Origin of the sequence: Phenylobacterium sp., from assembly GCF_031412415.1 — a bacterium.
Taxonomy (GTDB): Bacteria; Pseudomonadota; Alphaproteobacteria; order Caulobacterales; family Caulobacteraceae; genus Phenylobacterium.
Window position 1 is genome coordinate 1 of sequence record NZ_JANOCX010000241.1, and the last position, 23,740, is coordinate 23,740.

The 23,740-nt window shown below is 68.4% G+C and carries 22 protein-coding genes; 13 read left to right on the forward strand and 9 right to left on the reverse strand.

Going from position 1 to position 23,740, the window contains the following annotated elements; genetic code table 11:
* A partial coding sequence (locus tag RMO04_RS12000; RefSeq protein WP_309645017.1) for an amidohydrolase family protein occupies positions 1–516 on the reverse strand: 516 nt, incomplete at its 3' end.
* 65 nt (positions 517–581) lie between these two features.
* On the opposite strand from RMO04_RS12000, the gene hutI reads away from it, so the two are divergent.
* The 7 genes from hutI (at position 582) to RMO04_RS12035 (ending at position 8,371) form a co-directional block, all read left to right on the forward strand.
* Positions 582–1,787, forward strand: a complete 1,206-nt coding sequence (gene hutI / locus RMO04_RS12005; RefSeq protein WP_309645018.1) for an imidazolonepropionase — start codon at positions 582–584, stop codon at positions 1,785–1,787.
* On the forward strand, positions 1,784–3,316 hold the full coding sequence (hutH, locus tag RMO04_RS12010) for a histidine ammonia-lyase (protein ID WP_405041492.1): 1,533 nt from the start codon (positions 1,784–1,786) through the stop codon (positions 3,314–3,316). Before hutI ends, hutH begins: the two co-directional genes overlap by 4 nt.
* The gene (gene hutG, locus RMO04_RS12015) at positions 3,313–4,125 is read left to right on the forward strand and encodes an N-formylglutamate deformylase (RefSeq protein WP_309645019.1); all 813 of its coding nucleotides are present in this window, start codon (positions 3,313–3,315) and stop codon (positions 4,123–4,125) included. Before hutH ends, hutG begins: the two co-directional genes overlap by 4 nt.
* Before the next feature lie 7 nt (positions 4,126–4,132).
* The gene (hutU, locus tag RMO04_RS12020; RefSeq protein WP_309645020.1) at positions 4,133–5,797 is read left to right on the forward strand and encodes a urocanate hydratase; all 1,665 of its coding nucleotides are present in this window, start codon (positions 4,133–4,135) and stop codon (positions 5,795–5,797) included.
* Positions 5,797–6,363, forward strand: a complete 567-nt coding sequence (locus tag RMO04_RS12025; protein ID WP_309645021.1) for a HutD family protein — start codon at positions 5,797–5,799, stop codon at positions 6,361–6,363. Before hutU ends, RMO04_RS12025 begins: the two co-directional genes overlap by 1 nt.
* 86 nt (positions 6,364–6,449) lie before the next feature.
* Positions 6,450–7,358: an alpha/beta hydrolase gene (locus tag RMO04_RS12030; RefSeq protein WP_309645022.1), complete on the forward strand. Its 909-nt coding sequence runs from the start codon at positions 6,450–6,452 to the stop codon at positions 7,356–7,358.
* 71 nt (positions 7,359–7,429) lie between these two features.
* Positions 7,430–8,371, forward strand: coding sequence for an alpha/beta hydrolase (locus tag RMO04_RS12035; RefSeq protein ID WP_309645023.1), 942 nt, complete (start codon positions 7,430–7,432; stop codon positions 8,369–8,371).
* Here RMO04_RS12035 and RMO04_RS12040 read toward each other — a convergent pair.
* Both RMO04_RS12040 and RMO04_RS12045 read right to left on the reverse strand, forming a co-directional pair.
* Positions 8,368–9,150 (reverse strand): SDR family oxidoreductase, encoded by a 783-nt coding sequence (locus RMO04_RS12040; RefSeq protein WP_309645024.1) that lies wholly within the window; start codon positions 9,148–9,150, stop codon positions 8,368–8,370. The two genes, RMO04_RS12035 and RMO04_RS12040, sit on opposite strands and share 4 nt — an antisense overlap.
* A complete protein-coding gene (locus tag RMO04_RS12045; protein WP_309645025.1) occupies positions 9,147–9,587 on the reverse strand; it encodes a VOC family protein in 441 nt (146 codons plus the stop codon). The genes RMO04_RS12040 and RMO04_RS12045 overlap by 4 nt, the downstream gene beginning before the upstream one ends.
* Positions 9,588–9,828: 241 nt before the next feature.
* Between RMO04_RS12045 and RMO04_RS12050 the strand changes: the two genes are divergently transcribed.
* Together RMO04_RS12050 and RMO04_RS12055 are read left to right on the forward strand one after the other, a co-directional pair.
* Positions 9,829–10,899: an efflux RND transporter periplasmic adaptor subunit gene (locus tag RMO04_RS12050; RefSeq protein ID WP_309645026.1), complete on the forward strand. Its 1,071-nt coding sequence runs from the start codon at positions 9,829–9,831 to the stop codon at positions 10,897–10,899.
* A gap of 28 nt (positions 10,900–10,927) precedes the next feature.
* The gene (locus tag RMO04_RS12055) at positions 10,928–14,176 is read left to right on the forward strand and encodes an efflux RND transporter permease subunit (RefSeq protein WP_309645027.1); all 3,249 of its coding nucleotides are present in this window, start codon (positions 10,928–10,930) and stop codon (positions 14,174–14,176) included.
* 44 nt (positions 14,177–14,220) lie between these two features.
* On the opposite strand, the gene RMO04_RS12060 is transcribed toward RMO04_RS12055, so the two are convergent.
* Positions 14,221–15,981 (reverse strand): ABC transporter ATP-binding protein/permease, encoded by a 1,761-nt coding sequence (locus tag RMO04_RS12060; protein ID WP_309645038.1) that lies wholly within the window; start codon positions 15,979–15,981, stop codon positions 14,221–14,223.
* 100 nt (positions 15,982–16,081) lie between these two features.
* The gene (locus tag RMO04_RS12065) at positions 16,082–16,813 is read right to left on the reverse strand and encodes a hypothetical protein (protein ID WP_309645028.1); all 732 of its coding nucleotides are present in this window, start codon (positions 16,811–16,813) and stop codon (positions 16,082–16,084) included.
* Between the two features lie 101 nt (positions 16,814–16,914).
* On the opposite strand from RMO04_RS12065, the gene RMO04_RS12070 reads away from it, so the two are divergent.
* Both RMO04_RS12070 and RMO04_RS12075 read left to right on the forward strand, forming a co-directional pair.
* Positions 16,915–17,517: a TIGR00730 family Rossman fold protein gene (locus RMO04_RS12070; protein WP_309645029.1), complete on the forward strand. Its 603-nt coding sequence runs from the start codon at positions 16,915–16,917 to the stop codon at positions 17,515–17,517.
* A gap of 109 nt (positions 17,518–17,626) precedes the next feature.
* Positions 17,627–18,445: an outer membrane beta-barrel protein gene (locus RMO04_RS12075; RefSeq protein WP_309645030.1), complete on the forward strand. Its 819-nt coding sequence runs from the start codon at positions 17,627–17,629 to the stop codon at positions 18,443–18,445.
* A 20-nt stretch (positions 18,446–18,465) separates the two neighbouring features.
* On the opposite strand, the gene RMO04_RS12080 is transcribed toward RMO04_RS12075, so the two are convergent.
* Positions 18,466–18,996, reverse strand: coding sequence for a GNAT family N-acetyltransferase (locus RMO04_RS12080; protein ID WP_309645031.1), 531 nt, complete (start codon positions 18,994–18,996; stop codon positions 18,466–18,468).
* The gene (locus RMO04_RS12085) at positions 18,993–20,660 is read right to left on the reverse strand and encodes an NAD+ synthase (protein ID WP_309645032.1); all 1,668 of its coding nucleotides are present in this window, start codon (positions 20,658–20,660) and stop codon (positions 18,993–18,995) included. The genes RMO04_RS12080 and RMO04_RS12085 overlap by 4 nt, the downstream gene beginning before the upstream one ends.
* Positions 20,661–20,830: 170 nt before the next feature.
* Between RMO04_RS12085 and RMO04_RS12090 the strand changes: the two genes are divergently transcribed.
* Positions 20,831–21,313 (forward strand): SRPBCC family protein, encoded by a 483-nt coding sequence (locus RMO04_RS12090; protein ID WP_309645033.1) that lies wholly within the window; start codon positions 20,831–20,833, stop codon positions 21,311–21,313.
* A gap of 57 nt (positions 21,314–21,370) precedes the next feature.
* On the opposite strand, the gene dksA is transcribed toward RMO04_RS12090, so the two are convergent.
* Positions 21,371–21,799 carry an RNA polymerase-binding protein DksA gene (gene dksA / locus RMO04_RS12095; RefSeq protein ID WP_309645034.1) on the reverse strand — a complete coding sequence of 143 codons (429 nt, stop codon included), beginning with the start codon at positions 21,797–21,799 and terminating at the stop codon, positions 21,371–21,373.
* Positions 21,800–21,897: 98 nt separating this feature from the next.
* The gene (locus tag RMO04_RS12100) at positions 21,898–22,329 is read right to left on the reverse strand and encodes a flagellar assembly protein FliX (protein WP_309645035.1); all 432 of its coding nucleotides are present in this window, start codon (positions 22,327–22,329) and stop codon (positions 21,898–21,900) included.
* A 211-nt stretch (positions 22,330–22,540) separates the two neighbouring features.
* Between RMO04_RS12100 and RMO04_RS12105 the strand changes: the two genes are divergently transcribed.
* Positions 22,541–23,647, forward strand: a complete 1,107-nt coding sequence (locus tag RMO04_RS12105) for a flagellar basal body P-ring protein FlgI (protein WP_309645036.1) — start codon at positions 22,541–22,543, stop codon at positions 23,645–23,647.
* The last annotated feature ends 93 nt before the right edge of the window (positions 23,648–23,740 follow it).

Below are 23,740 nucleotides of genomic sequence, written 5' to 3' on the forward strand. Positions count from 1 at the left end.
GGGCGCCGCGCCCCCGAAACCTGAATGGGCGTAGAACACCGGCAGCAGGGTCAGGCCGATGCCGCTCTCGCGCGCCGCCGAGGCGATCCGTGCGGCCATTTCGGCGGGATCGGAGAAGGCCGAGCCGTCGCGATCGTGGTGCAGATAGTGGAACTCGCCCACCCGTGTGAAGCCGGCCTCGAGCATCTCCACATAGGCCTGCGCGGCGATGGCCTCGACCTCGTCGGGACCCAGTCGCTCCAGGAAGCGGTACATGACCTCGCGCCAGGTCCAGAAGCTGTCGCCCGACGGCCCACGAACCTCGGCCAGCCCCGCCATGCCGCGCTGGAAAGCATGGCTGTGCAGGTTGGGCAGGCCTGGCAGCGCGGGGCCGTTGGCCGCTTCATGCGCCGCCCGTGAAACGCCCGCCTCCACGCCGACGATCCGACCGCCCGACAGCGTCAGGCGGACATCGTTGGCCCAGCCGGCCTCCAGGAGAGCGCTTTCAAACCACAGGGTCGTCGTCGGATCGGTCACTGGACAAGCCTCCTGTCCCGGACATATGTCTATACATATTCGATCTTCGAAGAAAGGACGCGGCCATGCGCTGCGACAGGGTCTGGGCCCGCGCCCGCCTCGCCACGCTGGCCACCGGACGGCCAGGACTGGGCGAGGTGGACGACGGCGTCATCGCCGCCCGCCACGGCGCGATCGTCTATGCGGGGTCGGCCAGCGAGGCGCCGGCGTTCGAGGCCACCGAGACCGTCGACTGCCAAGGCCGCTGGATTACCCCGGGCCTGATCGACCCCCACACGCATCTCATCTTCGGCGGTGACCGGGCCCTCGAATTCGAGCTTCGACTGGCCGGCGCCTCCTACGAGGAGATCGCGCGAGCCGGCGGCGGCATCGTCTCGACCATGGCCGCGACGCGAGCGGCCAGCGAAGGCGATCTGGTCGCCGGCGCCCTGCCCCGCCTGGACGCCCTGATCGCCGAGGGGGCGACCACGGTGGAGGTGAAGTCCGGCTACGGCCTGTCGTTGGAACACGAGCTGAAGTCCCTGCGCGCCGCCCGCGAACTGGGGTCGCGGCGACCGGTGACCATCAAGACCACCTTCCTGGGCGCCCACGCCCTACCGCCGGAGTTCGCGGGCGACGCGGACGGCTATATCGATCTGGTTTGCCGCGACATGATCCCCGCCGTGGCCGCCGAAGGCCTGGCCGACGCGGTCGACGCCTTCTGCGAGGGCATCGGCTTCACACCGGCCCAGACGCGCCGGGTGTTCGAAGCCGCCAAGGCGCACGGCCTGTCCGTGAAGCTCCACGCCGAGCAGCTCTCGAACCTGAATGGCGCGGCGCTGGCGGCCGAATTCGGAGCGCTATCGGCCGACCACCTGGAGCATCTCGACGCCGCCGGGATCGCGGCGATGGCGCGCGCGGGCGTGGTCGCCACCCTCCTGCCCGGCGCCTACTACTTCGTCCGCGAGACCCAGCCGCCGCCGATCGCGGCCCTGCGCGCCGCCGGCGTGCCAATGGCGCTGGCGACCGACTGCAATCCCGGCACATCGCCGCTGACCTCGCCCCTGCTGGTGATGAACATGGCCGCGACCCTGTTTCGGTTGACGGTCGACGAGTGCCTGGCGGGGGTGACGCGGGAGGCGGCCCGAGCGCTGGGGATGCTGGCTCAGACCGGGACCCTGGAGGCGGGCAAACGCTGCGACCTGGCCATCTGGGACATCGAGCGCCCGGCCGAACTTGTCTATCGCATGGGGTTCAACCCGCTCCATGCCCGCGTCTGGAGCGGACTATGAACGACGTCGTCATGCGGCCCGGTGCGGTCGGCCTCTCGGAATGGCGAGCGATCTATCGCGGCGCCGGCGCGTCGCTCGACCCGGCCTCGGCGCCTGGGATCGCGGCCAGCGCGGCGGCGGTCGAGCGCATCCTGGCCCGTGGCGAGCCGATCTATGGCATCAACACCGGCTTCGGAAAGCTCGCCAGCGTGCGCATCGAGGCGGGCGATCTGGCGACCCTGCAGCGCAACATCGTGCTGTCGCACGCCGCGGGCGTCGGCGAGCCCTCGCCGACGCCGGTGATCCGCCTGATGCTGGCGCTGAAGCTGGCGAGCCTGGCCCAAGGCGCGTCGGGGGTGAAACCCGCCACGATCGACCTGCTGGAAGCGATGCTGGCCAAGGGCCTGACACCGGTCGTTCCCAGCCAGGGTTCGGTCGGCGCGTCGGGAGACCTCGCGCCGCTGGCGCACATGGCCGCCACCATGATCGGGGTCGGCGAGATGTTCCTGGAGGGCGCGCGTCTGCCCGCGGCCCAGGCGTTGAAACAGGCGGGTCTTGCGCCGCTGACGCTCGGACCGAAGGAAGGCCTGGCCCTGCTGAACGGTACGCAGTTCTCGACGGCCAATGCGCTGGCCGCCCTGTTCGACGCCGAGTTGTTGTTCCGCTCGGCGCTGGTTACGGGCGCGCTGTCCACGGAGGCCGCCAAGGGTTCGGACACCCCGTTCGACCCTCGCATCCACACACTGCGCCGACACGCCGGCCAGATCGAGACCGCCGACGCCTTGCGCGCCCTGATGGCCGGCTCGGCGATCCGCGCCTCGCATCTGGACGGCGACGAACGGGTGCAGGACCCCTATTGCCTGCGCTGCCAGCCACAGGTGATGGGCGCGGCCCTGGACGTGATGCGCCAGGCGGCGACGACCCTGGCGACCGAGGCGAACGGCGTCACCGACAACCCGCTGATCTTCGCGGAGACCGATGAGGCCCTGTCCGGGGGCAACTTCCATGCCGAGCCGGTGGCGTTCGCCGCCGACATGATCGCGCTGATCGTCTGCGAGATCGGCTCGCTGGCCGAGCGGCGGATCGCCATGCTGGTGGACCCCGCGCTCTCGGGCCTGCCCGCCTTCCTGACGCCGAAGCCTGGGCTCAATTCGGGGTTCATGATCCCCCAGGTCACCGCCGCGGCCCTGGTCTCGGAGAACAAGCAGAAGGCCTATCCTGCCAGCGTCGACTCCATCCCGACCTCGGCCAACCAGGAGGACCACGTCTCCATGGCCGCCCATGGCGCGCGCCGGCTCCTGGCCATGGTCGACAACGCCACGGCGGTGATCGGCATAGAGCTGCTGGCCGCCGCGCAGGGCTGCGATTTCCACGCGCCGCTGACCTCGAGCCCGGCGCTGGAGGCCGCGCGCGCGCGGCTCCGCGCCGAGGTCCCCCATCTCACCGACGACCGCCACTTCCATCCGGACCTGGAGGCCGCCATCGCCCTCGTGCGCTCCGGCGCGGTGATCGCGGCGGCCGGCGAGGTCAGCCTGCCGGGCCTGTCGTGATGGAGTGGCTGGAGGTCCACCGCGGCGACGCGCCGCTGGTGATCAGCTTCCCGCACACCGGGACCCTGATCCCGCTGGAGATCGAGAAACGCCTGACCTCGCCCTGGCTCGCGCGCAAGGACGCCGACTGGTGGATCGACCGCCTGTACGGCTTCGCCCGCGAGCTTGGCGCGACCACGGTGCGCACGGCGATCAGCCGCACGGTCATCGACGTGAACCGCGACCCGTCGGGGGTGTCGCTCTATCCCGGCCAGGCGACCACCGAGCTTTGCCCGACCACCACCTTCGACGGCGAGCCGCTCTATGCCGGCGACGGCCCCGACGAGGCGGAGGTCGCGCGACGGCGCGCGACCTATTTCGAGCCATACCACGCCGCACTGCAGGCCGAACTCGCCCGCCTGCGCACCGACCACGGCCGGGTCGTCCTGTACGAAGCCCATTCCATCAGATCGCTGGTCCCACGGCTGTTCGAGGGCGAGTTGCCGAACTTCAATCTCGGCACCAATTCCGGAGCCAGCTGCGACGGCGCCCTGACCGCCGCCGTCGAGGCAGCCTGCGACGCCAGCGGCTATTCCCGCGTCACCAACGGCCGCTTCAAGGGCGGCTGGACAACTCGCCACTACGGCCAGCCCCAGACTGGCATCCACGCCCTGCAGATGGAACTGGCCTGCCGGGGCTACATGGACGACCCCGCGACCCCGCCGACGCCGGCAAGCTGGCCGGCGCCCTACTCCGACGCCCAAGCCGCGCCCATGCGCGCGGCCCTCACCGATGTCCTGAAGGCCTGCCTGGCCTTCGCAAAACCTTGAGCCCGCCATGACCCGTCTCGACCCTACCCGCGTCATCCGCCCCGCCACGGGAACGCACCTCACCGCCAAGAGCTGGCAGACCGAAGCCCCCCTACGAATGCTGATGAACAACCTGCATCCGGACGTGGCCGAGCGTCCGGAGGAACTGGTGGTCTATGGCGGCATCGGCCGCGCCGCCCGGGACTGGGAGAGTTTCGACAAAATCGTCGAGACCCTGCGCCGGCTGGACGACGACGAGACCCTGCTGGTGCAGTCGGGCAAGCCGGTGGGGGTGTTCAAGACCCATGCCGACGCGCCGCGCGTCCTGATCGCCAATTCCAACCTGGTGCCGCGTTGGGCGACCTGGGAGCACTTCAACGAGCTCGATCGCAAGGGCCTGGCCATGTACGGCCAGATGACCGCCGGCTCCTGGATCTATATCGGCGCCCAAGGGATCGTGCAGGGCACCTATGAGACCTTCGTGGAGATGGGCCGCCAGCACCACGGCGGCGACCTCTCCGGCAAGTGGTTGCTGACCGGGGGCCTGGGGGGCATGGGCGGCGCCCAGCCGCTGGCCGCGGTGATGGCCGGCGCCTCGTGCCTGGCGATCGAGTGCAACCCCGCCAGCATCGCCATGCGACTGCGCACCGGCTATCTCGACCGCTCCACCGAGGATCTCGACGAGGCCCTGACCTGGATCGAGCAGTCCTGCCGCGACAAGGCGCCGATCTCGGTGGGCTTGCTCGGCAACGCCGCCGAACTGCTGCCGCTCATGTTCGAGCGCGGGATCCGCCCCGACCTGCTGACCGACCAGACCTCGGCCCACGACCCGATCAACGGCTACCTGCCGGCCGGCTGGAGCCTGGAGCGCTGGGCCGCGATGCGCGCGCAAGACCCCAAGCAGGTGGAGGAGGCCGCGCGGGCGTCGATGGCGGTCCACGTCCAGGCCATGCTCGACTTCCAAGCGGCTGGGGTCCCGACCGTCGACTACGGCAACAACATCCGCCAGATGGCCAAGGAAGAGGGCGTGACCAACGCCTTCGAGTTCCCCGGCTTCGTGCCGGCCTACATCCGCCCGCTGTTCTGCCGCGGGATCGGCCCGTTCCGCTGGGCGGCGCTCTCGGGCGACCCGGAGGACATCTACAAGACCGACGCCAAGGTGAAGGAGCTGATCCCCGACAATCCCCACCTGCACAACTGGCTCGACATGGCCGCCAAGCGGATCAAGTTCCAGGGCCTTCCCGCCCGCATCTGCTGGGTGGGTCTGGGCGACCGGCATCGACTGGGCCTGGCCTTCAACGAGATGGTCGCCAGCGGTGAGCTGAAGGCGCCGGTGGTGATCGGCCGCGACCACCTGGACTCCGGCTCCGTCGCCTCCCCAAACCGCGAGACCGAGGCCATGCGCGACGGCTCAGACGCGGTCTCCGACTGGCCGTTGCTGAACGCGCTGCTGAACACCGCCTCCGGCGCCACCTGGGTGTCGCTGCATCATGGCGGCGGGGTGGGCATGGGCTTCTCGCAGCACGCCGGCATGGTGATCGTCGCCGACGGCACGCCCGCCGCCGCCAAGCGTCTGGAGCGGGTGCTGTGGAACGACCCGGCCAGCGGCGTGATGCGCCACGCCGACGCTGGCTATGACATCGCGCTGACCGTCGCCCGCGAGAAGGGCCTGGACCTGCCGGGCATCCTCTAGTGACCGTCCAGGTCCTGCGCGCCGCCGACCGGATCGCCGTCCCCTGGAAGAACGGCGGCGGGGTCACGCGGGAACTGATCGTGTCGCCGCCGGGCGCGGACATGGCCGGCTTCGATTGGCGCGTCAGCGTCGCCGAGGTGGCGCAGGGCGGACCGTTCTCGAACTTCCCGGGCGTGGATCGCGTGCTCACGGTCATCGAGGGCGCTGGCCTGACGCTCAGCATCGACGGCCGCGCGGCGGTGGTGCTGGACGCCGCCGGGCCACCCTTCGCCTTCCCCGGCGACGCACGATGCGAGGCCAGTCTGAAGGCGGGGCCGATCCGCGATCTCAATGTCATGGTCCGGCGCGGCGCGCGGCGCGCGCAGGTCCGCCGCCGATCGCTGGATGGCGGCGACACGCTGGCCGGCGGGGCGGCGTTCACCCTCGCCTTCGCCCTGGAAGCCGCCGACGCCAGCTGGCCCGGCGGCGAGGCCAGCCTCGCTTGTGAGGACGCCTTGCTCATCCCCCTGGGCGTCGAAGTCACCTTCACCGCCGCCGTGCGGCTGATCCTCGCCGAGATCGACTGACCCTACCTGCCAGGTAATCGCGAGCCTGATCTCGCGGGTGCATTTCTCCCAGCGTCCGAACGGTCGGGCCATGGGGAGAGAGCAAGATGCACAGACGGCAGATTCTGATGGGCGGCGCCCTGGCCGGAGCAGCCCTTTCGATGACGGACGGCGCGCACGCCGCGGCGCCGGCCAAGGCGCGGAAGCCTGGCCCTGTGTTCGCCAAGGACGGAACCTCGCTCTTCGTCCGTGACTGGGGAAGCGGCCAGCCCATCGTCTTCCTGGCCGGATGGACGCTCACCTCGGAGGCCTGGGCCTACCAGATGGCGTCGCTCAGCGAGGCCGGCTTCCGCTGCGTGGCCTATGACCGCCGCGGTCATGGCCGGTCAGGTGATCCCGGCGGCGGCTACGACTATGACACCTTGGCCGACGATCTCGCCTCGGTGCTGGACGCGCTGGACCTGCGCGGGGTGACCCTGGTCGCCCACTCGATGGCCGGCGGCGAGGCCGTTCGCTACATGACGCGCCACGGCAAGAGCGGCCGGGTGAAGAAGATCCTGTTCCTGGCCACCACCCTGCCCTGCCTGTCGCAGACGTCCGACAATCCAACCGGCGTGCCGCCAGCCTACTTCGACCAGATGCGCCAGCAGTTCGCCACCGACTTCCCCAAGTGGATCGACGACAATTCCGAACCGTTCGTCGTCCCCGCGACCTCGCCGCTGATGCGGACCTGGATCAAGGACCTGATGCTGAGCGCCTCCCTCCAGGCGGCCATCGCGCTGAACAAGGCGATGACCGGATCGGACTTCCGCGCCGAGCTGGCCAAGCTCTCCGTTCCGAGCCTCTACATCCACGGCGACAAGGACGCCTCTGCGCCCCTGCCGATCAGCGGCAAGCCGGCCGCGGCGGCTACGCCGGGTTCGCGGCTGGTGGTCTATGAGGGCGCGCCACACGGGTTGTTCGTCACCCATGTCCCGCGCCTGAACGCCGATATCGCCGCCTTCGCCATGGGGTGACGCAGGGACACGGTTGACCTCACCCGCCAACAGGTTCGAGCCTCCGTCCTCGTTGAGGGCGGAGGTTTGCCATGCTGGGGCGTCTGGGGATCATGCTGGCGGCGGCCGTGCTGCTGGCGGGCTGCGCGGCGGACATTCCCTATGCGGACCTGGAGGCCAAGTACGCCAACCCGGCCTCCCGCTACCTAACCCTGCCCAGCGGCGTGCGCGTCCACTATCGCGACCAGGGCAAGGCCGACGGTCCGACCCTGGTCCTGCTGCACGGCTTCTCGGCGTCGCTCCACACCTGGGAGCCCTGGGTCGGCGAGCTCGGGAGCGACTATCGCGTGGTATCGCTGGATCTGCCTGGACATGGCCTTACCCGCGTTCCGGACGGCTACGGGCTATCCACGGACGGCAATGTGGCCGTCGTCCAGGGCGTGGCGCGGGAGCTGCGGCTGCCGCCCTTCGTGCTGATGGGCAATTCGATGGGCGGCGGCGTGGCCTGGAACTACGCCCTGGCACATCCCGACCGCCTGCGCGGCCTGGTGCTGGTCAATTCGGCGGGTTGGCCGCGAGCCGAGGCCGCCGAGTCGCGTCCCCTCGCGTTCAAGATGATGGGCAATCCCGTCGGTCGAGCGGTGTTGCGCAACGTCAATCCGCGCCCGGTGGCCGAGCCCGGCCTGAAGGACGCCTATCTCGACGAGAGCCTGGTGACCGAGGCCTTGGTGGACCGATATGTGGACTTCGCCCGCGCGCCGGGACGGCGCGCCCTGCTCCTGGCGCCCCGAAGCGAACCGCGCGAACCGGTGACGCCCGCGGTCTTCGGACGGATCGCGACGCCGACCCTGGTGATCCACGGCGACGACGACAAGGTGATCCCGGTCGCCGACGGCCGCGCCCTGGCCGGCGCCATCCCCGGGGCGAAGCTCGTGACCTATCCGAAGGTCGGCCATGTGCCGATGGAACAGATCGCCAGCCGGTCCGCCGCCGATGTGCGGACCTTCCTCGAGGGCCTGCCGCCCCAGCCCTAGTCGAGGGGCACGGTGTAGTTCAGGGCCAGCCGGCCGCCGTCGGGATAGATGGTCTGGCCGGTCATGTAGGAGGCGTCCTCGCTGGCCAGGAACACGGCCACCCGGCCGATCTCCTCGGCCTCTCCGAAACGCCTCATGGGCGTGCGCTGAAGGACCCGGCGACGCGCGTCGTCGTTCTCCATCACCCCCTTAAGGAGGTCGGTGACGATGGTGCCGGGGCCGATGGCGTTCACCCGGATGCCGTAGGGCGCGAGGCCGAGCGCCATGGCCTTAGTCAGCTGGCCCATCCCGCCCTTGCTGGTCACGTAGGCGATCTGGTTCGGGATCGCGAGGATCGCGTTGATCGAGGACATGTTGATGATCGCGCCCTTGATCTTGGCGTCGACCATATGGCGCGCCACGGTCTGGCCGACCACGAACGGCGCGCGCAGGTTGATCGCCATCACCCGGTCGAAGTCGGCGAGGTCGGCGTCGAGAATGTCGCCCGGCGCCAGCACGCCGGCGTTGTTGACCAGGATGTCGATGCTGCCCAGCAGGGCCGCGGCCTTGATCACCGCGGCGCGGGCGGCGTCAGCGTCGGCCACGTCGCAGGCCAGGGCGTGAACCTTGCGCCCGGACCGCTTGGCGAGGTCCGCCGCCGCGGCCGCGACGCGCGGGCCGTCGATATCCAGGAGGACCATGTCGCAGCCCTCCTTGGCGAACGCCTCGGCGCAGCCCAGGCCGATGCCGCCCGCCGCGCCGGTGATCAGGGCGCAGCGGCCCTCGAGCCGCCCGCTCACCAGACGCCTACGTTAGCCATGGAGGCCCAGGGCTCGGCGGGAGGCTTGGCGGGCCCGGCCTGCAGCAGCTCGATCGAGATGCCGTCCGGCGAGCGCACGAACGCCATGCGTCCATCGCGCGGCGGCCGATTGATCGTCACCCCGCCGTCGGCGAGGCGTTGGCAGGTCGCGTAGATGTCGTCGACCGCATAGGCCAGGTGTCCGAAGTTGCGTCCGCCGCCATAGTCTTCGGGATCCCAGTTGAAGGTCAGCTCGACGGTCGGCGCCTTGCGCTCGGCGGCGGCGGCCTCGTCTCCCGGTGCGCAGAGGAAGACCAGGGTGAACCGTCCGCCGGGATTTTCCACCCGGGAGACCTCCATCAACCCCAGCTTGTCGCAGTAGAATTCGAGCGAGGCGTTGAGATCGGCCACGCGGACCATGGTGTGCAAATATTTCACGACATGAGCTCCCCAGAGATTGGGCGCGACGTGTGCCGCGAGGTTAAGGACTGCGCAAGGCTGTGCTGCGAACCTATGGCGCCAAGGGTACAATATGCGGCCAACCACTCACCTGTCCGCGATTTCATTTGCGCTCGCAGAACGGTGGAATAACAAGGCGACGCAACCTAATTGGTGAGCTGGGGCGTGCGATCGGATTGGGACGGTCGCGAAACTGCTGCTGCGCTCGGGGAACGGCTGGATGCGCTTGAAACCACAGTATCTTTTCGCCCTGATTCTGATCGGGGTACTTCTGCTGGCCTTCGCCGTGGGAACGATCCTCAACGCCAGCAAGTCCGGGAAGGCCGAGGCCAAGACGGCGCCGGCCTCCAAGGCGGCCGATCCGACCGTCCAGGCGGTGCTGACCCCCGAGGTCGCCAAGGCCTACGCCGTGACGATCCGCGGGCGGACCGAATCGGCCCGTAGCGTGGTGGTGAAGTCCGAAAGCGCCGGCGTGGTCGCTTCGGCGCCGGCCATCGAAGGTTCTTACGTGCGTAAGGGCGCGGTGCTCTGCCGCCTGAACGTCGACGCCCGCCAGGCGACGCTGGACCAGGCGCGGGCCAGCCTGCGCTCGCGCCAGTTGCAACAGAAGGCCTCGGCCGACCTGGCCGCCAAAGGCTACCGCTCGCAGACCCAGGTCTTGCAGGATCAGGCCAATCTCGACGCCGCCGCCGCCGTCGCGCGGCAGGCCGAGATCGGCGTTGAGCAGATGAACATCCGCGCGCCCTTCAACGGCGTGTTCGACAAGCGCGAAGCCGAGGTCGGGACCTACCTGGCGCCCGGCCAGTCGTGCGGCACGATGATCGAGCTCAACCCGCTGCTGATCGTCGGCGACCTGCCCGAGACCGACGCCTCGAAGGTTCGCGTCGGCGCGAACGCCACGGCTCAGCTCACCTCGGGCGAGACCCTGTCAGGTCGCATTCGCTACGCCGCCCGCGAGGCCGACGCCATGACCCGCACCTATCGGGTCGAGGTCAGCGCCAACAATCCCAACCTGATCCGCTCGGGCCTCTCGGCCTCGGTCAGGATCGGGACGGGCGTGGGCCCGGCGCACCTGGTGCCCCTGTCGTCGCTGGTGCTGGACGCCAAGGGCCGTCAGGGCGTTCGCTACGTGCTGGCCGACAGCCGCGTGGCCTTCTCCCCCGTCACGGTGCTGGAGGAGACCCCGCAAGGCATCTGGGTGACGGGGCTGCAGGGTCCCGTCCGCATCATCACCGTCGGACAGTCTTACGTGTCCGAGGGTCAAAAGGTTCGCGTGGGCGTCGCGCGCTAGGCGCCGGCGTCCCGGAGGAGTTGGGCAGATGATCGGACCTCTGATCGACGGCGCGATCAAACGGCGCAAGGTCGTGCTGGCCGTCACCCTGATCGCCAGCATCTTCGGCTTCTTCGCCTATCTGGCGATGCCGCGTGAATCCAACCCCAACATCGATTTCCCGTTCATCTCGGTGGTCGTGCCCTATCCGGGCGTGAGCCCGGAGGACGCCGAACGCCTGCTGGTGCGCCCGCTCGAAACCGAGCTGCAGAGCATCGAAGGCATCAAGGAGATGAACGCGGTCGCCCGCCAGAGCATGGCGATCGTGAACCTGGAGTTCGAGGCCGACTTCGACAAGGACAAGGCCCTGGGCGAAGTCCGCGCCAAGGTCGACCTGGCCCGGGGCGAGTTCCCGCCTGACGCCGAAGAACCGATCATCGAGGAAGCCAACTTCACCGGCGAACCGATCATCGGGATCGTGCTGTCGGGCGGCGCGCCCGAGCGGACCCTGTTCCAGATCGCGCGCGCGCTGCAGGACCGCCTGGAAAGCGCGCCGGGCGTGCTGGAAGTCTATCTGAACGGCGGCCGCGAGGAGTTCCTCGAGGTCACCATCGATCCCGCGCGGATGGAAGCGGCCAACGTCAGCACCGGCGAGCTCGCCCAGGTGATCGGCCGCAACAACCAGCTCGTCCCCGCCGGCAACCTGGAGTCCACCACCGGCAAGTTCGCGGTGAAGGTGCCCGGCGTGGTCGAGAAGCCCGAGGACATCCTCGCCCTGCCGATCAAGAAGAACGGCGACCGCTTGATCACGGTCGGCGACATCGGCGACGTGCGCCGGACCTTCAAGGAAGCGACCCTCATCACCCGCTTCAACGGCCAGCCCGCCTTCTCGGTGGACGTGGCCAAGCGGTCGGGGGCCAACATCCTCGACACCGTGAAAGAGGTCCGAAAGGTCGTCGCCGAGGAGCAGAAGCGTTGGCCTGAAACCGTGAAGGCCAGCTACATTTTCGACGAAAGCGACTTTATCGGCCGCACCCTGGTGGTGCTGGAAAGCGGCCTGCTGACCGCCACGATCCTGGTCATGCTGATCATCGTGACGACCCTTGGCATCCGCCAGGGCCTGATGGTGGGCGCGGCGATCCCGGCCTGCTTCCTGCTGGCCTTCCTGATGCTCAACGCCATGGGCGTCACTTTGAACCAGATGGTGATGTTCGGCCTGGTGCTGGCGGTCGGGATCCTGGTCGACGGCGGCATCGTGGTGGTGGAATACGCCGACCGGAAGATGGCCGAGGGCATGCCCAAGGAGGAGGCCTTCGCCGCCGCCGCCAAGCGCATGTTCTGGCCCGTGCTGAACGGCACCCTGACCACGCTCTGCGCCTTCCTGCCCTTCCTGTTCTGGAACTCGATCCCCGGCAAGTTCATGAGCTTCCTGCCCATGACCCTGTTCTACGTGCTGGGCGCCTCGATCTTCATCGCCCTGATCTTCACCCCGGCCCTGGGCTCGATCTTCGGACGCAAGGCCGCCGTGGACGCTGAGCATCTGGCCGAGATCGAGAAGTCCGAACGGGGCGACCCGCGCGAGATGAAGGGTTTCATGGGCGCCTATGCCCGAATGATCGACGTCCTGGGTCGTCACCCAGGCCGCACCTGCCTGGCGACCCTGGCCATCATCGTCGTCATCGTCATGGCGTTCGGGGCGGCCAAGAAGCCCTCGGAGTTCTTCCTGCAGCAGGACCCGGAATTCGTGAACGTCTACGTCAAGGCGCGGGGCAATCTCTCGCCCCAGGCTCAGGACATCCTGGTCAAGCAGGTCGAGGCCCGCCTGGCCGGCATCAAGGGCGTGAGTTCGATCTTCACCCGCACCGGCTCGGGCAGCTCGGGCGGCGGCCCCAACTCCCCGCCCAACGACACGATCGGGCGCCTGAACCTCGACTTCTCCGAGTACGAAGAGCGCCAGGCGCTCGGCCTGGTCGGCAAGGACATCGCCAACGAAGTCCGCAAGCGCGTCACCAATATCCCCGGCATCGAGGTCGAGGTGCGCGAGCCCCAGGGCGGTCCGCCCACCGGCAAGGACGTGCAGGTCGAACTGCGCGGCCAGGACCCCGTGGCCCTCGGCGTCGCCGCTGACATGATCAAGGCCAAGTTGGCCACCGATCCCCAGCTCTATGAGCTGGAAGACAACCGCACCTCGCCCGGCATCGAGTGGAACCTGGCGGTCGACCGCGAAGCGGCCGGTCGCTACGGCGTCGACGTGCTGTCGGTCGGCCAGGCGATCCAGTTCGTGACCGGCGGCGTGCTGGTGGGCCGCTTCCGCCCCGACGACGCCGACGACGAGCTCGACATCCGCGTGCGCTTCCCGCCGGAAGCCCGCAACGTGGCGGCCTTCGACACCCTGAAGATCCCGACGGCCACAGGTCCGGTGCCGGCCAGCTACTTCATCAAGCAGCTGCCGGCCCAGCAGGTGACCACGATCCAACGGCGGGACGGCCAGCGGCTGGTGGTAGTCCAGGCCAACACGATCGAAGGCGTGGCCGCCAACCAGAAGATCGAGGAACTGCGCCCCTGGCTGGAGAAGGCCAATATCGACCCGTCCGTCCGCTGGAAGTTCACCGGCGCCGATGAAGAGGGCCGCGAGGCCGCAGTGTTCTTCATGACCGCCATGGCCGTGTCGCTGTTCCTGATGGGGGTGATCCTGCTGTGGCAGTTCAACTCCTTCTATGGCGTGCTGGTGACCCTGTCGGCGGTGGCGCTGTCCACGGTCGGCGTGCTGCTGGGTGTGGTGGTCAACATCGGCCACACCTTCGATTACATCTCAGTGATCATGCTGGGGACCGGGGTGGTGGCCCTGGCCGGCGTCGTGGTGGGCCACAACATCGTGCTGGTGGACACCTATTATCAGCTCCGCCGCCAGGGTTTCCCGGCGGACGAGGCCGCCGTTCGCTCGGCCACCCAGCGGTTCCGTCCGGTCATGCTCACCACCTTGGTGACCGTGGTCGGGCTGCTGCCGCTGATGTTCCAGGTGCACCCGAACTTCCATGGCTTCCACATGGAGTACAAGGCGCCCGGCTCAGAGTGGTGGGTCCAGCTTTCCGGCGCCGTGGTCTGGGGCCTCTCCTTCGCCACCCTGCTCACCCTGATCCTAACGCCGGTGCTGCTCGCCGCGCCGAAGGTGGCCTCCCGCCGCTTCGCCTGGTTCTGGGGCAAGACCGGCGGCCGGTTCGCCAAGCCGACCCAGAAGCCGGCGCGCGAGCGTGCGGTGGTGTTCGGCGACGGCGACCTTCCCAAGGCCGCGGAGTAGGCTGGCCTTTCCCTCCCCCGTTGTGGGGAGGGAAACGAAGCCCCTTAGACTTCCCGCGTCTGGCGGCGCCATAGGGCCGCGTACTCGCCGGCGTTCTCCAGAAGCTCGGCATGGCGCCCCTGTTCGACGATGCGGCCACGGCGCAGGACCAGGATCAGGTCGGCGTCGACGACGGTGGAGAGCCGGTGGGCGATGACCAGGGTCGTGCGTCCGGCCCTCACCTTGCGCAGGGTCGCCTGGATCGCCTCCTCCGTGGGGCCGTCGAGGGCGCTGGTGGCCTCGTCCAGGACCAGGAAGCGCGGATTGGCCAGCAAGGCCCGGGCAATGCCCACCCGCTGACGCTCGCCGCCGGAGAGCTTCAGACCTCGCTCGCCGACCAAGGTCGCCATGCCGTTCGGCAGGCCATCGATAAAGGCGCCCAGTTCAGCGGCCTGGGCCGCGGCGCGTACTTGTTCCATGGAGGCGTCGGGGCGAGCGAAGGCGATGTTGACCGCGATGGTGTCGTTGAACAGCGCCACGTCCTGCGGCACCAGGGCCACGGCGCCCCGGAGCGCCGACTGCCGGACCTGGCGCAGGTCGACGCCGTCAATGGTGATCGCTCCGCTCTGCGGATCGATCAGCCGCAGGGCCAGGCGGACCGCCGTGGTCTTGCCCGCTCCGGAAGGGCCGACCAGGGCCACTGTGGTCCCCGGCGCGGCGCGGAAGTCGACGCCGATCAAGCCCGTGGACCGGGCGTCGTGGCGATATTCCACGTCCTTGAACACGATCTCCGCCCCTTGACCGGTGGCCGGCGGCAGGTCCCGCGCATCGGGCGCGTCGACGATGTCGGGCTGAAGCGCGGTGAGCGCCACCATCTGCTCCATGTCGATGAAGGCCTGGCGGATCTCGCGGTAGTTGAAGCCCAGCATGTTCAGCGGACCGTAGATGCCGATCAGCAGCAGGATGGCCATGGTGACGTCGCCGATCCGCATGCGGCCCTGCAGCACCTCGTAGCCGGCCATGACGGTCATCAGGGCCAGGCCCAGGTTCAGAACAACCGACTGGATGGCGTTCAGCATCGACAGCGAGGTGTTGGCCTTCACCCCGGCGCGCACATAGTCGCCCATGGCCGCCTCGTAGCGGCTGACGGTGCGGCCCTCCGAGCCGAAGGTCTTTACCGTCTCGTAGTTCATCAGGGCGTCGACCGAGAGGCCGGCGGTGCGGCTGTCGGCCTCGTTCAGCTCGCGGCGATGGGCCAGCCGCCAGTCGGTGATCTTAAAGGTCAGGATCGTGTAGATAACGATCGTGCCGAAGGCCGTGAGCGCGAAACGCCAATCAAGTCGCGTGGCCATGACGATCATCGCCAGGACCAGCTCGATGGCGGTGGGACCCAGGTTGAACACCACGCTGCGCATCAGGAAGTCGGTCGAACGCGCGCCGCGATCGATGATGCGCGCCATGCTGCCGGTTTGCTTGCCCTGGTGGAAATCCAGCGACAGGGCGAGCGCGTGGGCGAAGGTCTCGGTGGCGGCCTTGGCCATGGTCGACTGCGAGACCACGGTGAAAATCATATCGCGGAGATAGGGCGCGCAGGCGGCGAGGAAGCGCAGACCGACGAAGGCCAGGGCGAAGGCGGCGAAGCCTATTCCCGCACCGGCCACCGCCTCGCCCTTGCCCGGGGCCAGGGTGTTGATCGCCTCCCCGAGCGCCACGGGCGCGCCGACGCCCGCGAGCTTGCCCACGAACACCAGGGCCAACGAGGCCGAGACCCGCCATCTAAGACCCGGCGCGCCGGAGCGCATGACCAGTCGGCCGAGTTCGGCCATGGACCGCCAGAAGTCGAACTTCACCGAGGCCGGGGAAATCGCGCCAGGCGTCGAGAACGGCCGCGCGTGGCCAGGGTGTGCGAAGGTCAAGGCGTCGCGCTCATTTCAGCAGAAGGGTGGACTGGGCGCCGCCGCCGGGCGTCATCCAGTCGATGCGCAGGCCGGAGGCCACCTGGACCGCGCGAAACGGCCCGTCGGCCATCGGCGGCGCCGCGGCGGAGTCGATGGTCACCGCGTTCTCGGTGGCGTCGCCGAACACGTCGATCTGATGCGCGCCCGGCGGGATCGGCTGGGTCAGGGCGATGGCGTAGCGCCCGCTGGAGTCGGCGCGGCCGTCAGCGGTCTGACGGCCGTCAATGTGGACGCTGAGCGCCGCGCCGGCTGGTGCTCGGCCGGACACGACGGCCCCACCTTCGCGGTCGAAGTCTACCGCGTCCAGCCCGTTGGGGCCTCGCGCGCCGATGCGCAGGGCGCCGGCGCCGGCCCGCAGCAGCACCGGCTCGCCCTGCGGTGTGATCAGGACATAGCCCTCGCCCTGGGCCGTGCGCGCGCCGCTGACCGCCGAGAGACCGTAGATCCGCGCCGCGGTGGATCCGGCCAGCTTCAGGGTCCAGAGGCCCTTGGCGTCGGCGTCGGCGAAGGCGGTTTCTCCGGCAGGCGTCGCCAGCCGAATCCGCGCGTTGGGAGGCGCCGATCCCGAGAGGCGCAGACCCGCGGCCTCGACAGGCGCCTGGGGCGAGGCGCCCGGCACGATCACCGGGGCCGTCCCCTCGCCGCACGCCGCGAGGGGCGCCATCAGGGCGGCGACAATCAGAAAGGGCGCGCGCGACACGACTTGCTTGAAACTCCTTAACCCCAATCATAGCTAATTGAACCTTCCAGGTGCTTCCGCAAGCGCGCTGGGAACGGAATATTCTCCTGGAGCTCGCGCGCATGGGGCAAACGCCCGCCCAACTGGAATCGGTCTGCGTGTTCTGCGGCTCATCCGACGCCGCCGATCCCGGCCTGCTGACCGACGCCGCGACCCTTGGCCGTGACCTGGCGGCGACGAACCTGCTGCTGATCTATGGCGGTGGTGGCGTCGGCCTGATGGGCGCCTGCGCGGTGGCCGCCCACGAGGCCGGCGGTCGAGTGCTGGGGGTCATCCCCCACTTCCTGAAGGAGCGCGAGCGGCGGCTGGACGTGGTGGAGACCATCGTCGTCAGCTCGATGCACGAGCGCAAGCAGATCATGTTCGAGCGTTCGGACGCCTTCGTGGTGCTTCCCGGCGGCATCGGCACGCTAGAGGAAGTGGTCGAACTGCTCTCCTGGCGACGCCTAGACCTGCACGCCAAGCCGGTGGTGTTCTACAATCCGGACGGCTTCTGGGAGCCGCTGTTTCAACTTTTCCAGCATACGGTCGACCAGCGCCTGACGCCCGCGTCGTTCATGGAAAGCTGGACGTCCGTGGACAGGATCGAGGCTGTGATCCCGGCCCTCAAGGGCGTGGCGGACTGTGGCGCGGCAACCTCACCCACCACCGCAGGGATGACCTGAGACACAAAACCCGTCGCTCAGGTGCATCCCGGGCACGGTCCTCCCCGTAGCCCAGTCGACAGGTCGATGGCTCCGATCAGTCGCATTTGAAGCAACCGACGGGATCACGATGCAGACCTTCATTCGCGGCGCGGCCGCTATCACCCTCCTTTTCGCCGGAAGCGCCCACGCGCAGGAGGCCGACTGGACCGGCTTCTATGTCGGCGCCCACGCCGGCTACACCTCGGGCGACACTGACGACAACGAGAGCGTTCTCTTCGACACCAATCTCGATGGGACGTTCAGCGAAAACGTCAACACCGCGGCCGGCGCCAACGCCTTCTCCCCGGGGTTCTGCGGCGGTCAGGCGACCAGCTCCGTGCCCGGCTCAGGCTGCAACGAGGACGATGACGGCTTCGAATTCGGCGCGCGCCTCGGCTACGACTGGCAGTTCGGCAGCTTCGTCGTGGGTCCGGTCGTCGAGGTCTCGCGGACCACGGTGAAAGACAGCGTCGCGGCTTTTTCAACCACGCCGGCTCAATACACCATGACCCGCAAGCTGAAGGGTGTCGCGGCCCTGCGCCTGCGCGGCGGCTACGCGTTCGGCAACAACCTGCTCTACGCCACCGGCGGCTACGCCAAGGGTGATGTGGACCATGGATTCAACACGACCAACACCGCCAACACCTTCGTGTCGCGCGGGGACGAGAAGGCCTCCGGCTACCAGCTAGGCGGCGGCTATGAGCGCAAGATCGCGCCCGAGGTCACCGTGGGCCTGGAGTACATCTACACCAACCTGGACGACGACGATTTCCGGGTCCGTTCGCAGGGGCCGGCCGTCGCGACCAATCCGTTCCTGCTGGTCAACCCGGCGGGCACCGACTTCCGGCGCAGCGAGGACGAACTGAAGTATCATAGCGTCCGCGTCACCGCCGCCTACCGCTTCTAGTCCGGGCCGCCCGCGCCTCCTCAGGGGCGCGGGCGCTCGCGTTCAAGCAGGACCACCTCGTCGTGGTAGGTGGTCCTGGCGAACTCACGGAATCCGACCTTTGCCGCCACGCCCAGCGAAGGCGCGTTCTCAGGACTGATCATGCAGACGATGCGGCGGCTGGCGAGCCCCTGGTCGGCCCAGGCGAGCGCGGCGCGCACCGCCTCAGTCGCATAGCCCTTGCCTTGGGTCGCGGGCGACAGCACCCACCCCATTTCCGGGGAATCGCCGAAAGACGGCGACATCTGGCGCTTGAAGTCGGCGAAGCCGACCTCGCCCACGAACCGGCCGCCGGCCCTTTCCCTGACCGTCCAAAAGCCGTAGCCCATCTGGTCCCAGTGGCCGATATAGCGCAGCAGGCGCGACCAGACCTCGTCGATGGTGGCTGGCTTGCCCCCGATGAACCGCGTCACGTCGGGGTCGCCCCACATGGCGAAACACTCGTCCAGGTCGGCCTTCACATGGCCGCGCAGGATCAGGCGATCCGTCTCGATGACCGGCGCGCCGGTCATGCCTTGGAGACCTGGTCGCGAAAGCCGTTGACGATCGGGTAGCGACGGTCGCGGCCGAAGGCCCGCGCGCCCAGCTTCACCCCCGGCGCGGCCTGCCGGCGCTTGTATTCGGAGTTGTAGAGCAGCCGCTGGATGCGCTCGACGGTGGCCGGCGCATAGCCGCGGGCGACGATCTCATCGAGGGTCGCCTCCTCCTCCACCAGTCCATGCAGGATCGCGTCCAGCTCGGCGTATTCCGGCAGGCTGTCCTGGTCCTTCTGATCTGGCCGCAACTCGGCCGATGGCGCCTTGGTCAGGATGCGCTCCGGGATCGGATCGACCGCCACCCTGTAGGGATCGTTGGCGTTACGCCATTCGCAGACGGCGTAGACGTCGGTCTTGTAGAGGTCCTTCAGCACGTTGTAGCCGCCGCACATGTCGCCGTAGAGGGTGGCGTAGCCCACCGCCATCTCGCTCTTGTTGCCGGTGGTGAGCAGCATCAGACCTAGCTTGTTGGACAACGCCATCAGCGACAGGCCCCGCGCCCGAGCCTGGATGTTCTCTTCCGTCAGGTCGGGGGCGCGGTTGCCGAAGTGCGGGGTCAGCATCTGGGCGAAGGCGTCGACGGCCGGCGCGATGGAGATTTCGTCGAGACGGCAACCGATCCGTTTCGCGCAATCCGCCGCGTCATCCAGGCTCTCCTGGCTGGTGTACTTCGACGGCAGCATGAAGCAGCGGACGTTCTCGGCGCCCAGGGCGTCGGCCGCGACAATGGCGCTGATCGCCGAATCGACGCCGCCGGAAAGTCCAAGCAAAACACCTTGAAAGCCCGACTTCCTGACGTAATCTCGAAGGCCCATGACCATGGCGCGATAGATCTCTTCCGAGCCCGTCACCCAGTCACGCGACGGAGCTTCGATGCAGGCCCAGCCAGCCTCACCACGTTCCCAGGTCGATAGCTCCAGGGCCTCCTCGAACATCGGGAGACGCATGACCACCGCGCCTTGCGCCGAGAGCGCGAACGAGCCGCCGTCGAAGACCAGCTCGTCCTGGCCTCCCACCTCGTTGACATAGACCAACGGCAGGCCAGTCTCGGCGACGCGTGCCTTGGCGACGTCCATCCGCTCCTCATCGGCCATGCGGCGATAGGGCGAGCCGTTGGGGACCAGCAGGATCTCGGCCCCGCGGGCCTTCAGGTCGGCGCAGACATCCGGCTTCCAGATGTCCTCGCAGATCGGGACGCCGATCTTCATGCCATTCCATTCGAAGACCTCCGGACGTTCACCGGGGTCGAACACCCGCTTTTCGTCGAAGACGCCGTAGTTGGGCAGGTCGCACTTGAAGGCCACGCCCTTGATCTCGCCCTCCGCCAGGAAGGCCAGCGCGTTGCGAGGCCGAGAGGCCGGGTCCTTGCCGGGCCAGATGACGCCGATCAGGGCGGCGGGACCATCCTTGGTTTCGAGCGCGAGCCGTTCCACCGCGGCCTTTCCGGCAGCCCAGAAGGCGGGCTTGAGCGCTAGATCCTCGGGCGGATAGCCGTTGAGAAACAGTTCGGAGAAGAGCGCTATGTCCGCCCCGGCCTCGCGGGCCTGCGACAGGCGCTCCCGCGCCAGGGCCTCGTTGTGAGCTATGGCGCCAACGGTGGGATTGGCTTGGACGGCGGCGATGACAAGGCGAGTGGACATGCCAGACATTTAGCGTCGCAGTCGCCGGATCGCTACTGGCCATGACGCTCGGCCGCTCACGGCCTCCCGGACCGGCGAGGCTCAGCCGCGAAGATACTCGGGATCGCTGTCGGATGGCCACCCGCGCCCGCGTCCTTAGGGCGTAACTCGAAAATGACGGAGAAACCCAAATGACCGCGCAGGCCACAGCCGCCGATGAAAGCCGCGAGTTGGTGCTGACCCGCATCATCGACGCCTCGCCCGAGGCTCTGTTCCGCTGCTGGACCACCCCCGAACTGATGAAGCAGTGGTTCGCCCCAAAGCCCTTCACCGTCCCCGTGGTGGAGACCGATCTGCGCGCCGGCGGCGCCAGCCTGATCGTCATGCGCGATCCGGACGGCAACGACTATCCCAACCCTGGCGTCTATCTCGAGGTCGTGCCCAACGAGAAGCTCGTCTTCACCGACGCCTTCATCGAGGCCTGGGTCCCTTCGGAAAAGCCGTTCATGGTCGCGACCATCACCTTCGAGGACCTTGGCGACGGCAAGACTCGCTACACCGCCACGGCCCGCCACTGGACGGTCGCCGACCGCGAGACCCACGAGCAGATGGGTTTCCACGAAGGTTGGGGCATCTGCGCCGACCAATTGGCGGCGCTAGCCGCAACGCTCTGAGGCGGCGGCGGCGGCGGCGAACGAGACGAATCCCTCCCCTCCGGGGAGGGAAGATCGTCAGTCGTCGCGATGAACGCGCTCGCGGCGCTCGTGGCGTTCCTGCGCCTCGAGGCTGAGAGTCGCGATCGGACGGGCTTCCAGACGGGCGACCCCAATGGGCTCGCCAGTGTCTTCGCAATACCCGTACGAATTGTCCTCGATCCGCCGCAAGGCCTCGTCGATCTTGGCGATCAACTTGCGCTGGCGGTCGCGGGTGCGAAGCTCCAAAGCCCTGTCGGTCTCGGAGGTCGCCCGGTCCGCGAGGTCCGGATGATTCTCGGTTTCACTCTGGAGATGGACGAGCGTCTCGCGGGACTCCCGCAGGATATCGTCCTTCCAATTCAACAGCTTCTGCTTGAAATACTCAAGCTGACGCTCGTTCATGAACTCCTCGTCCTCGGAAGGACGATACTCGGGCTTGTCGGCCAACATTACCGCCGTGCTCATAGACGCCTCACGCCCCCTGGGATATCACCCCGACAACACGCGGGGCGCTTATACCAAAACGAAAACGGCTTTCAACGAACCTCGCTCGTCACGCGCGCTTAAGACGCAGAATTCGCGCGTTCGAGCTTGGCCAGTTCGACCGCCGCCCTCGTCTCGATCTCGTTGAGAACGCCTTCCAGGCGTTCGTCGTCGGTAACCAGGCGTTGATCGCGGACCGCCGCGCTCAACCGCTCCAGGTCGCCTGACGAGACCTCGCCGGACAGCACGCCCAGCTTGACCTCGTCCAGAATATCCAAGATCCGCCCTGCCCGGCCCACGGCCCGGCGCTTGCGCTCCGTCGGCCCGCCGACGTCCTGCAGGGCGAGCAGAGCATCGACGCTGGTGACGCCGCTCAGGGCGCTGGCGCGCGCTACCTGGGCGGGTCCGGCGGCCGCTGCGGGCTCAGGTAGGCGAAAGCCGTCGCCACCGGCCGGGCGCGCTTTGCCAGGGCCTTTCGACGAACTGACGCCACTCGTGCCACTGACCTTCATGGAGGCCCTTTATCGACGTTTCGCGAGTCAGTCTCGCCTCGCATGTTTAGGGTATGGTTAATGCCGGGCAATTTCTGCCGCCAGCCCGTGCGACGCCCCGCCGCAGAAGGGGCGCTGCTGTTGATTTCAATGACTTTTTCGGGGAATCTCCGCTGGCACGGCCCTCGCATGGGGATGGGCGAGCTCACAGTCCGCTTTGTGCCGAGATCCCATGCGTCGATCGTTCCGCTTCCTCAGCGCCGTCATCCTGGCCGCCTCGCTCGCCGCGGGGCCCGCCCTCGCCGGCTCGCGGATCAAGGACATCGTGGAGTTCGAGGGCGTCCGGGAGAACATGCTGGTGGGCTACGGCCTGGTGGTCGGCCTGAATGGCACCGGCGACAGCCTGCGCAACGCCCCCTTCACCAAGCAAAGCCTCGAGGCGATGCTGGAGCGACTGGGAGTCAACACCCGCGACGCCAATCTCAACACCAAGAACGTGGCCGCCGTCATGGTCACCGCCCGGCTCCCGGCCTTCGTGGCCGCCGGCTCGCCCATCGACGCCACCGTCTCGGCCATGGGCGACGCCAAGAGCCTGCAGGGCGGCACCCTGCTGGTCACCCCGCTGCTGGGCGCCGACGGCCAGGCCTACGCCGTCGGTCAGGGTACTGTGCAGACCGGTTCGATCTCGGCGGGCGGCGCCTCGGGTTCCTCGGTGTCCAAGGGCGTGCCGACCGCGGGGCGCATCGCCGCCGGCGCCATCGTTGAGCGCGAGATCGGGTTCCAGCTCGCCAACATGACGTCGATGCGCTTGACCCTGCGCAATCCCGACTTCAGCACGGCGGGCAAGATCGCCGGCGTGATCAACGGCCGCTATGCGGGCTCGGCCAGGGCCGACAACCCCACCATCGTCACGATCAGCGCTCCCAGAGGCCAGGACATGGTCTCGTTCATCTCTCAGGTCGAGAACCTGACGGTTGAGCCGGACGGCCCAGCCAAGGTGGTGATCGATGAGATCGCGGGCGTCATCGTCATGGGCGAGAATGTTCGCGTCTCCACCGTCGCCATCGCCCAGGGCAACCTGACGATCACGGTGCGCGAGAGCCCGGCGGTCAGCCAGCCGGCCCCCTTCAGCCGCGGCGAGACCACGGTCGTGCCGCAGTCCGACGTCACGGTCGAGGAGGAGAAGGGCAAGCAGTTCCTGACCGTCAAGAACGGCGCCTCGCTCTCCAGCCTGGTGGCAGGTCTCAACGCTCTGGGCGTCACCCCGCGCGACATGATCTCCATCCTGCAAACCATCAAGGCCGCCGGCGCCCTGCAAGCCGACATCGAGGTGATGTGATGGCCGACCTCGCCGCCACCGTCGTCCCCCCCAGCCTCGCCGGCGGGGTTCCCACCGCCGCCAGCACCGCAGAACTGGCGAAGCGCGGCCAGA

Coding starts and splice junctions, on each gene's coding strand:
- RMO04_RS12090 (WP_309645033.1), top strand. CDS start 20,831: ATGACCGCGCAGGCCACAGCCGCCGATGAAAGCCGCGAGTTGGTGCTG.
- RMO04_RS12030 (WP_309645022.1), top strand. CDS start 6,450: ATGCACAGACGGCAGATTCTGATGGGCGGCGCCCTGGCCGGAGCAGCC.
- RMO04_RS12085 (WP_309645032.1), bottom strand. CDS start 20,660: ATGTCCACTCGCCTTGTCATCGCCGCCGTCCAAGCCAATCCCACCGTT.
- RMO04_RS12080 (WP_309645031.1), bottom strand. CDS start 18,996: ATGACCGGCGCGCCGGTCATCGAGACGGATCGCCTGATCCTGCGCGGC.
- hutI (WP_309645018.1), top strand. CDS start 582: ATGCGCTGCGACAGGGTCTGGGCCCGCGCCCGCCTCGCCACGCTGGCC.
- RMO04_RS12075 (WP_309645030.1), top strand. CDS start 17,627: ATGCAGACCTTCATTCGCGGCGCGGCCGCTATCACCCTCCTTTTCGCC.
- RMO04_RS12035 (WP_309645023.1), top strand. CDS start 7,430: ATGCTGGGGCGTCTGGGGATCATGCTGGCGGCGGCCGTGCTGCTGGCG.
- RMO04_RS12100 (WP_309645035.1), bottom strand. CDS start 22,329: ATGAAGGTCAGTGGCACGAGTGGCGTCAGTTCGTCGAAAGGCCCTGGC.
- RMO04_RS12060 (WP_309645038.1), bottom strand. CDS start 15,981: ATGGCCGAACTCGGCCGACTGGTCATGCGCTCCGGCGCGCCGGGTCTT.
- RMO04_RS12105 (WP_309645036.1), top strand. CDS start 22,541: ATGCGTCGATCGTTCCGCTTCCTCAGCGCCGTCATCCTGGCCGCCTCG.
- RMO04_RS12050 (WP_309645026.1), top strand. CDS start 9,829: ATGCGCTTGAAACCACAGTATCTTTTCGCCCTGATTCTGATCGGGGTA.
- RMO04_RS12055 (WP_309645027.1), top strand. CDS start 10,928: ATGATCGGACCTCTGATCGACGGCGCGATCAAACGGCGCAAGGTCGTG.
- dksA (WP_309645034.1), bottom strand. CDS start 21,799: ATGAGCACGGCGGTAATGTTGGCCGACAAGCCCGAGTATCGTCCTTCC.
- RMO04_RS12070 (WP_309645029.1), top strand. CDS start 16,915: ATGGGGCAAACGCCCGCCCAACTGGAATCGGTCTGCGTGTTCTGCGGC.
- hutH (WP_405041492.1), top strand. CDS start 1,784: ATGAACGACGTCGTCATGCGGCCCGGTGCGGTCGGCCTCTCGGAATGG.
- hutU (WP_309645020.1), top strand. CDS start 4,133: ATGACCCGTCTCGACCCTACCCGCGTCATCCGCCCCGCCACGGGAACG.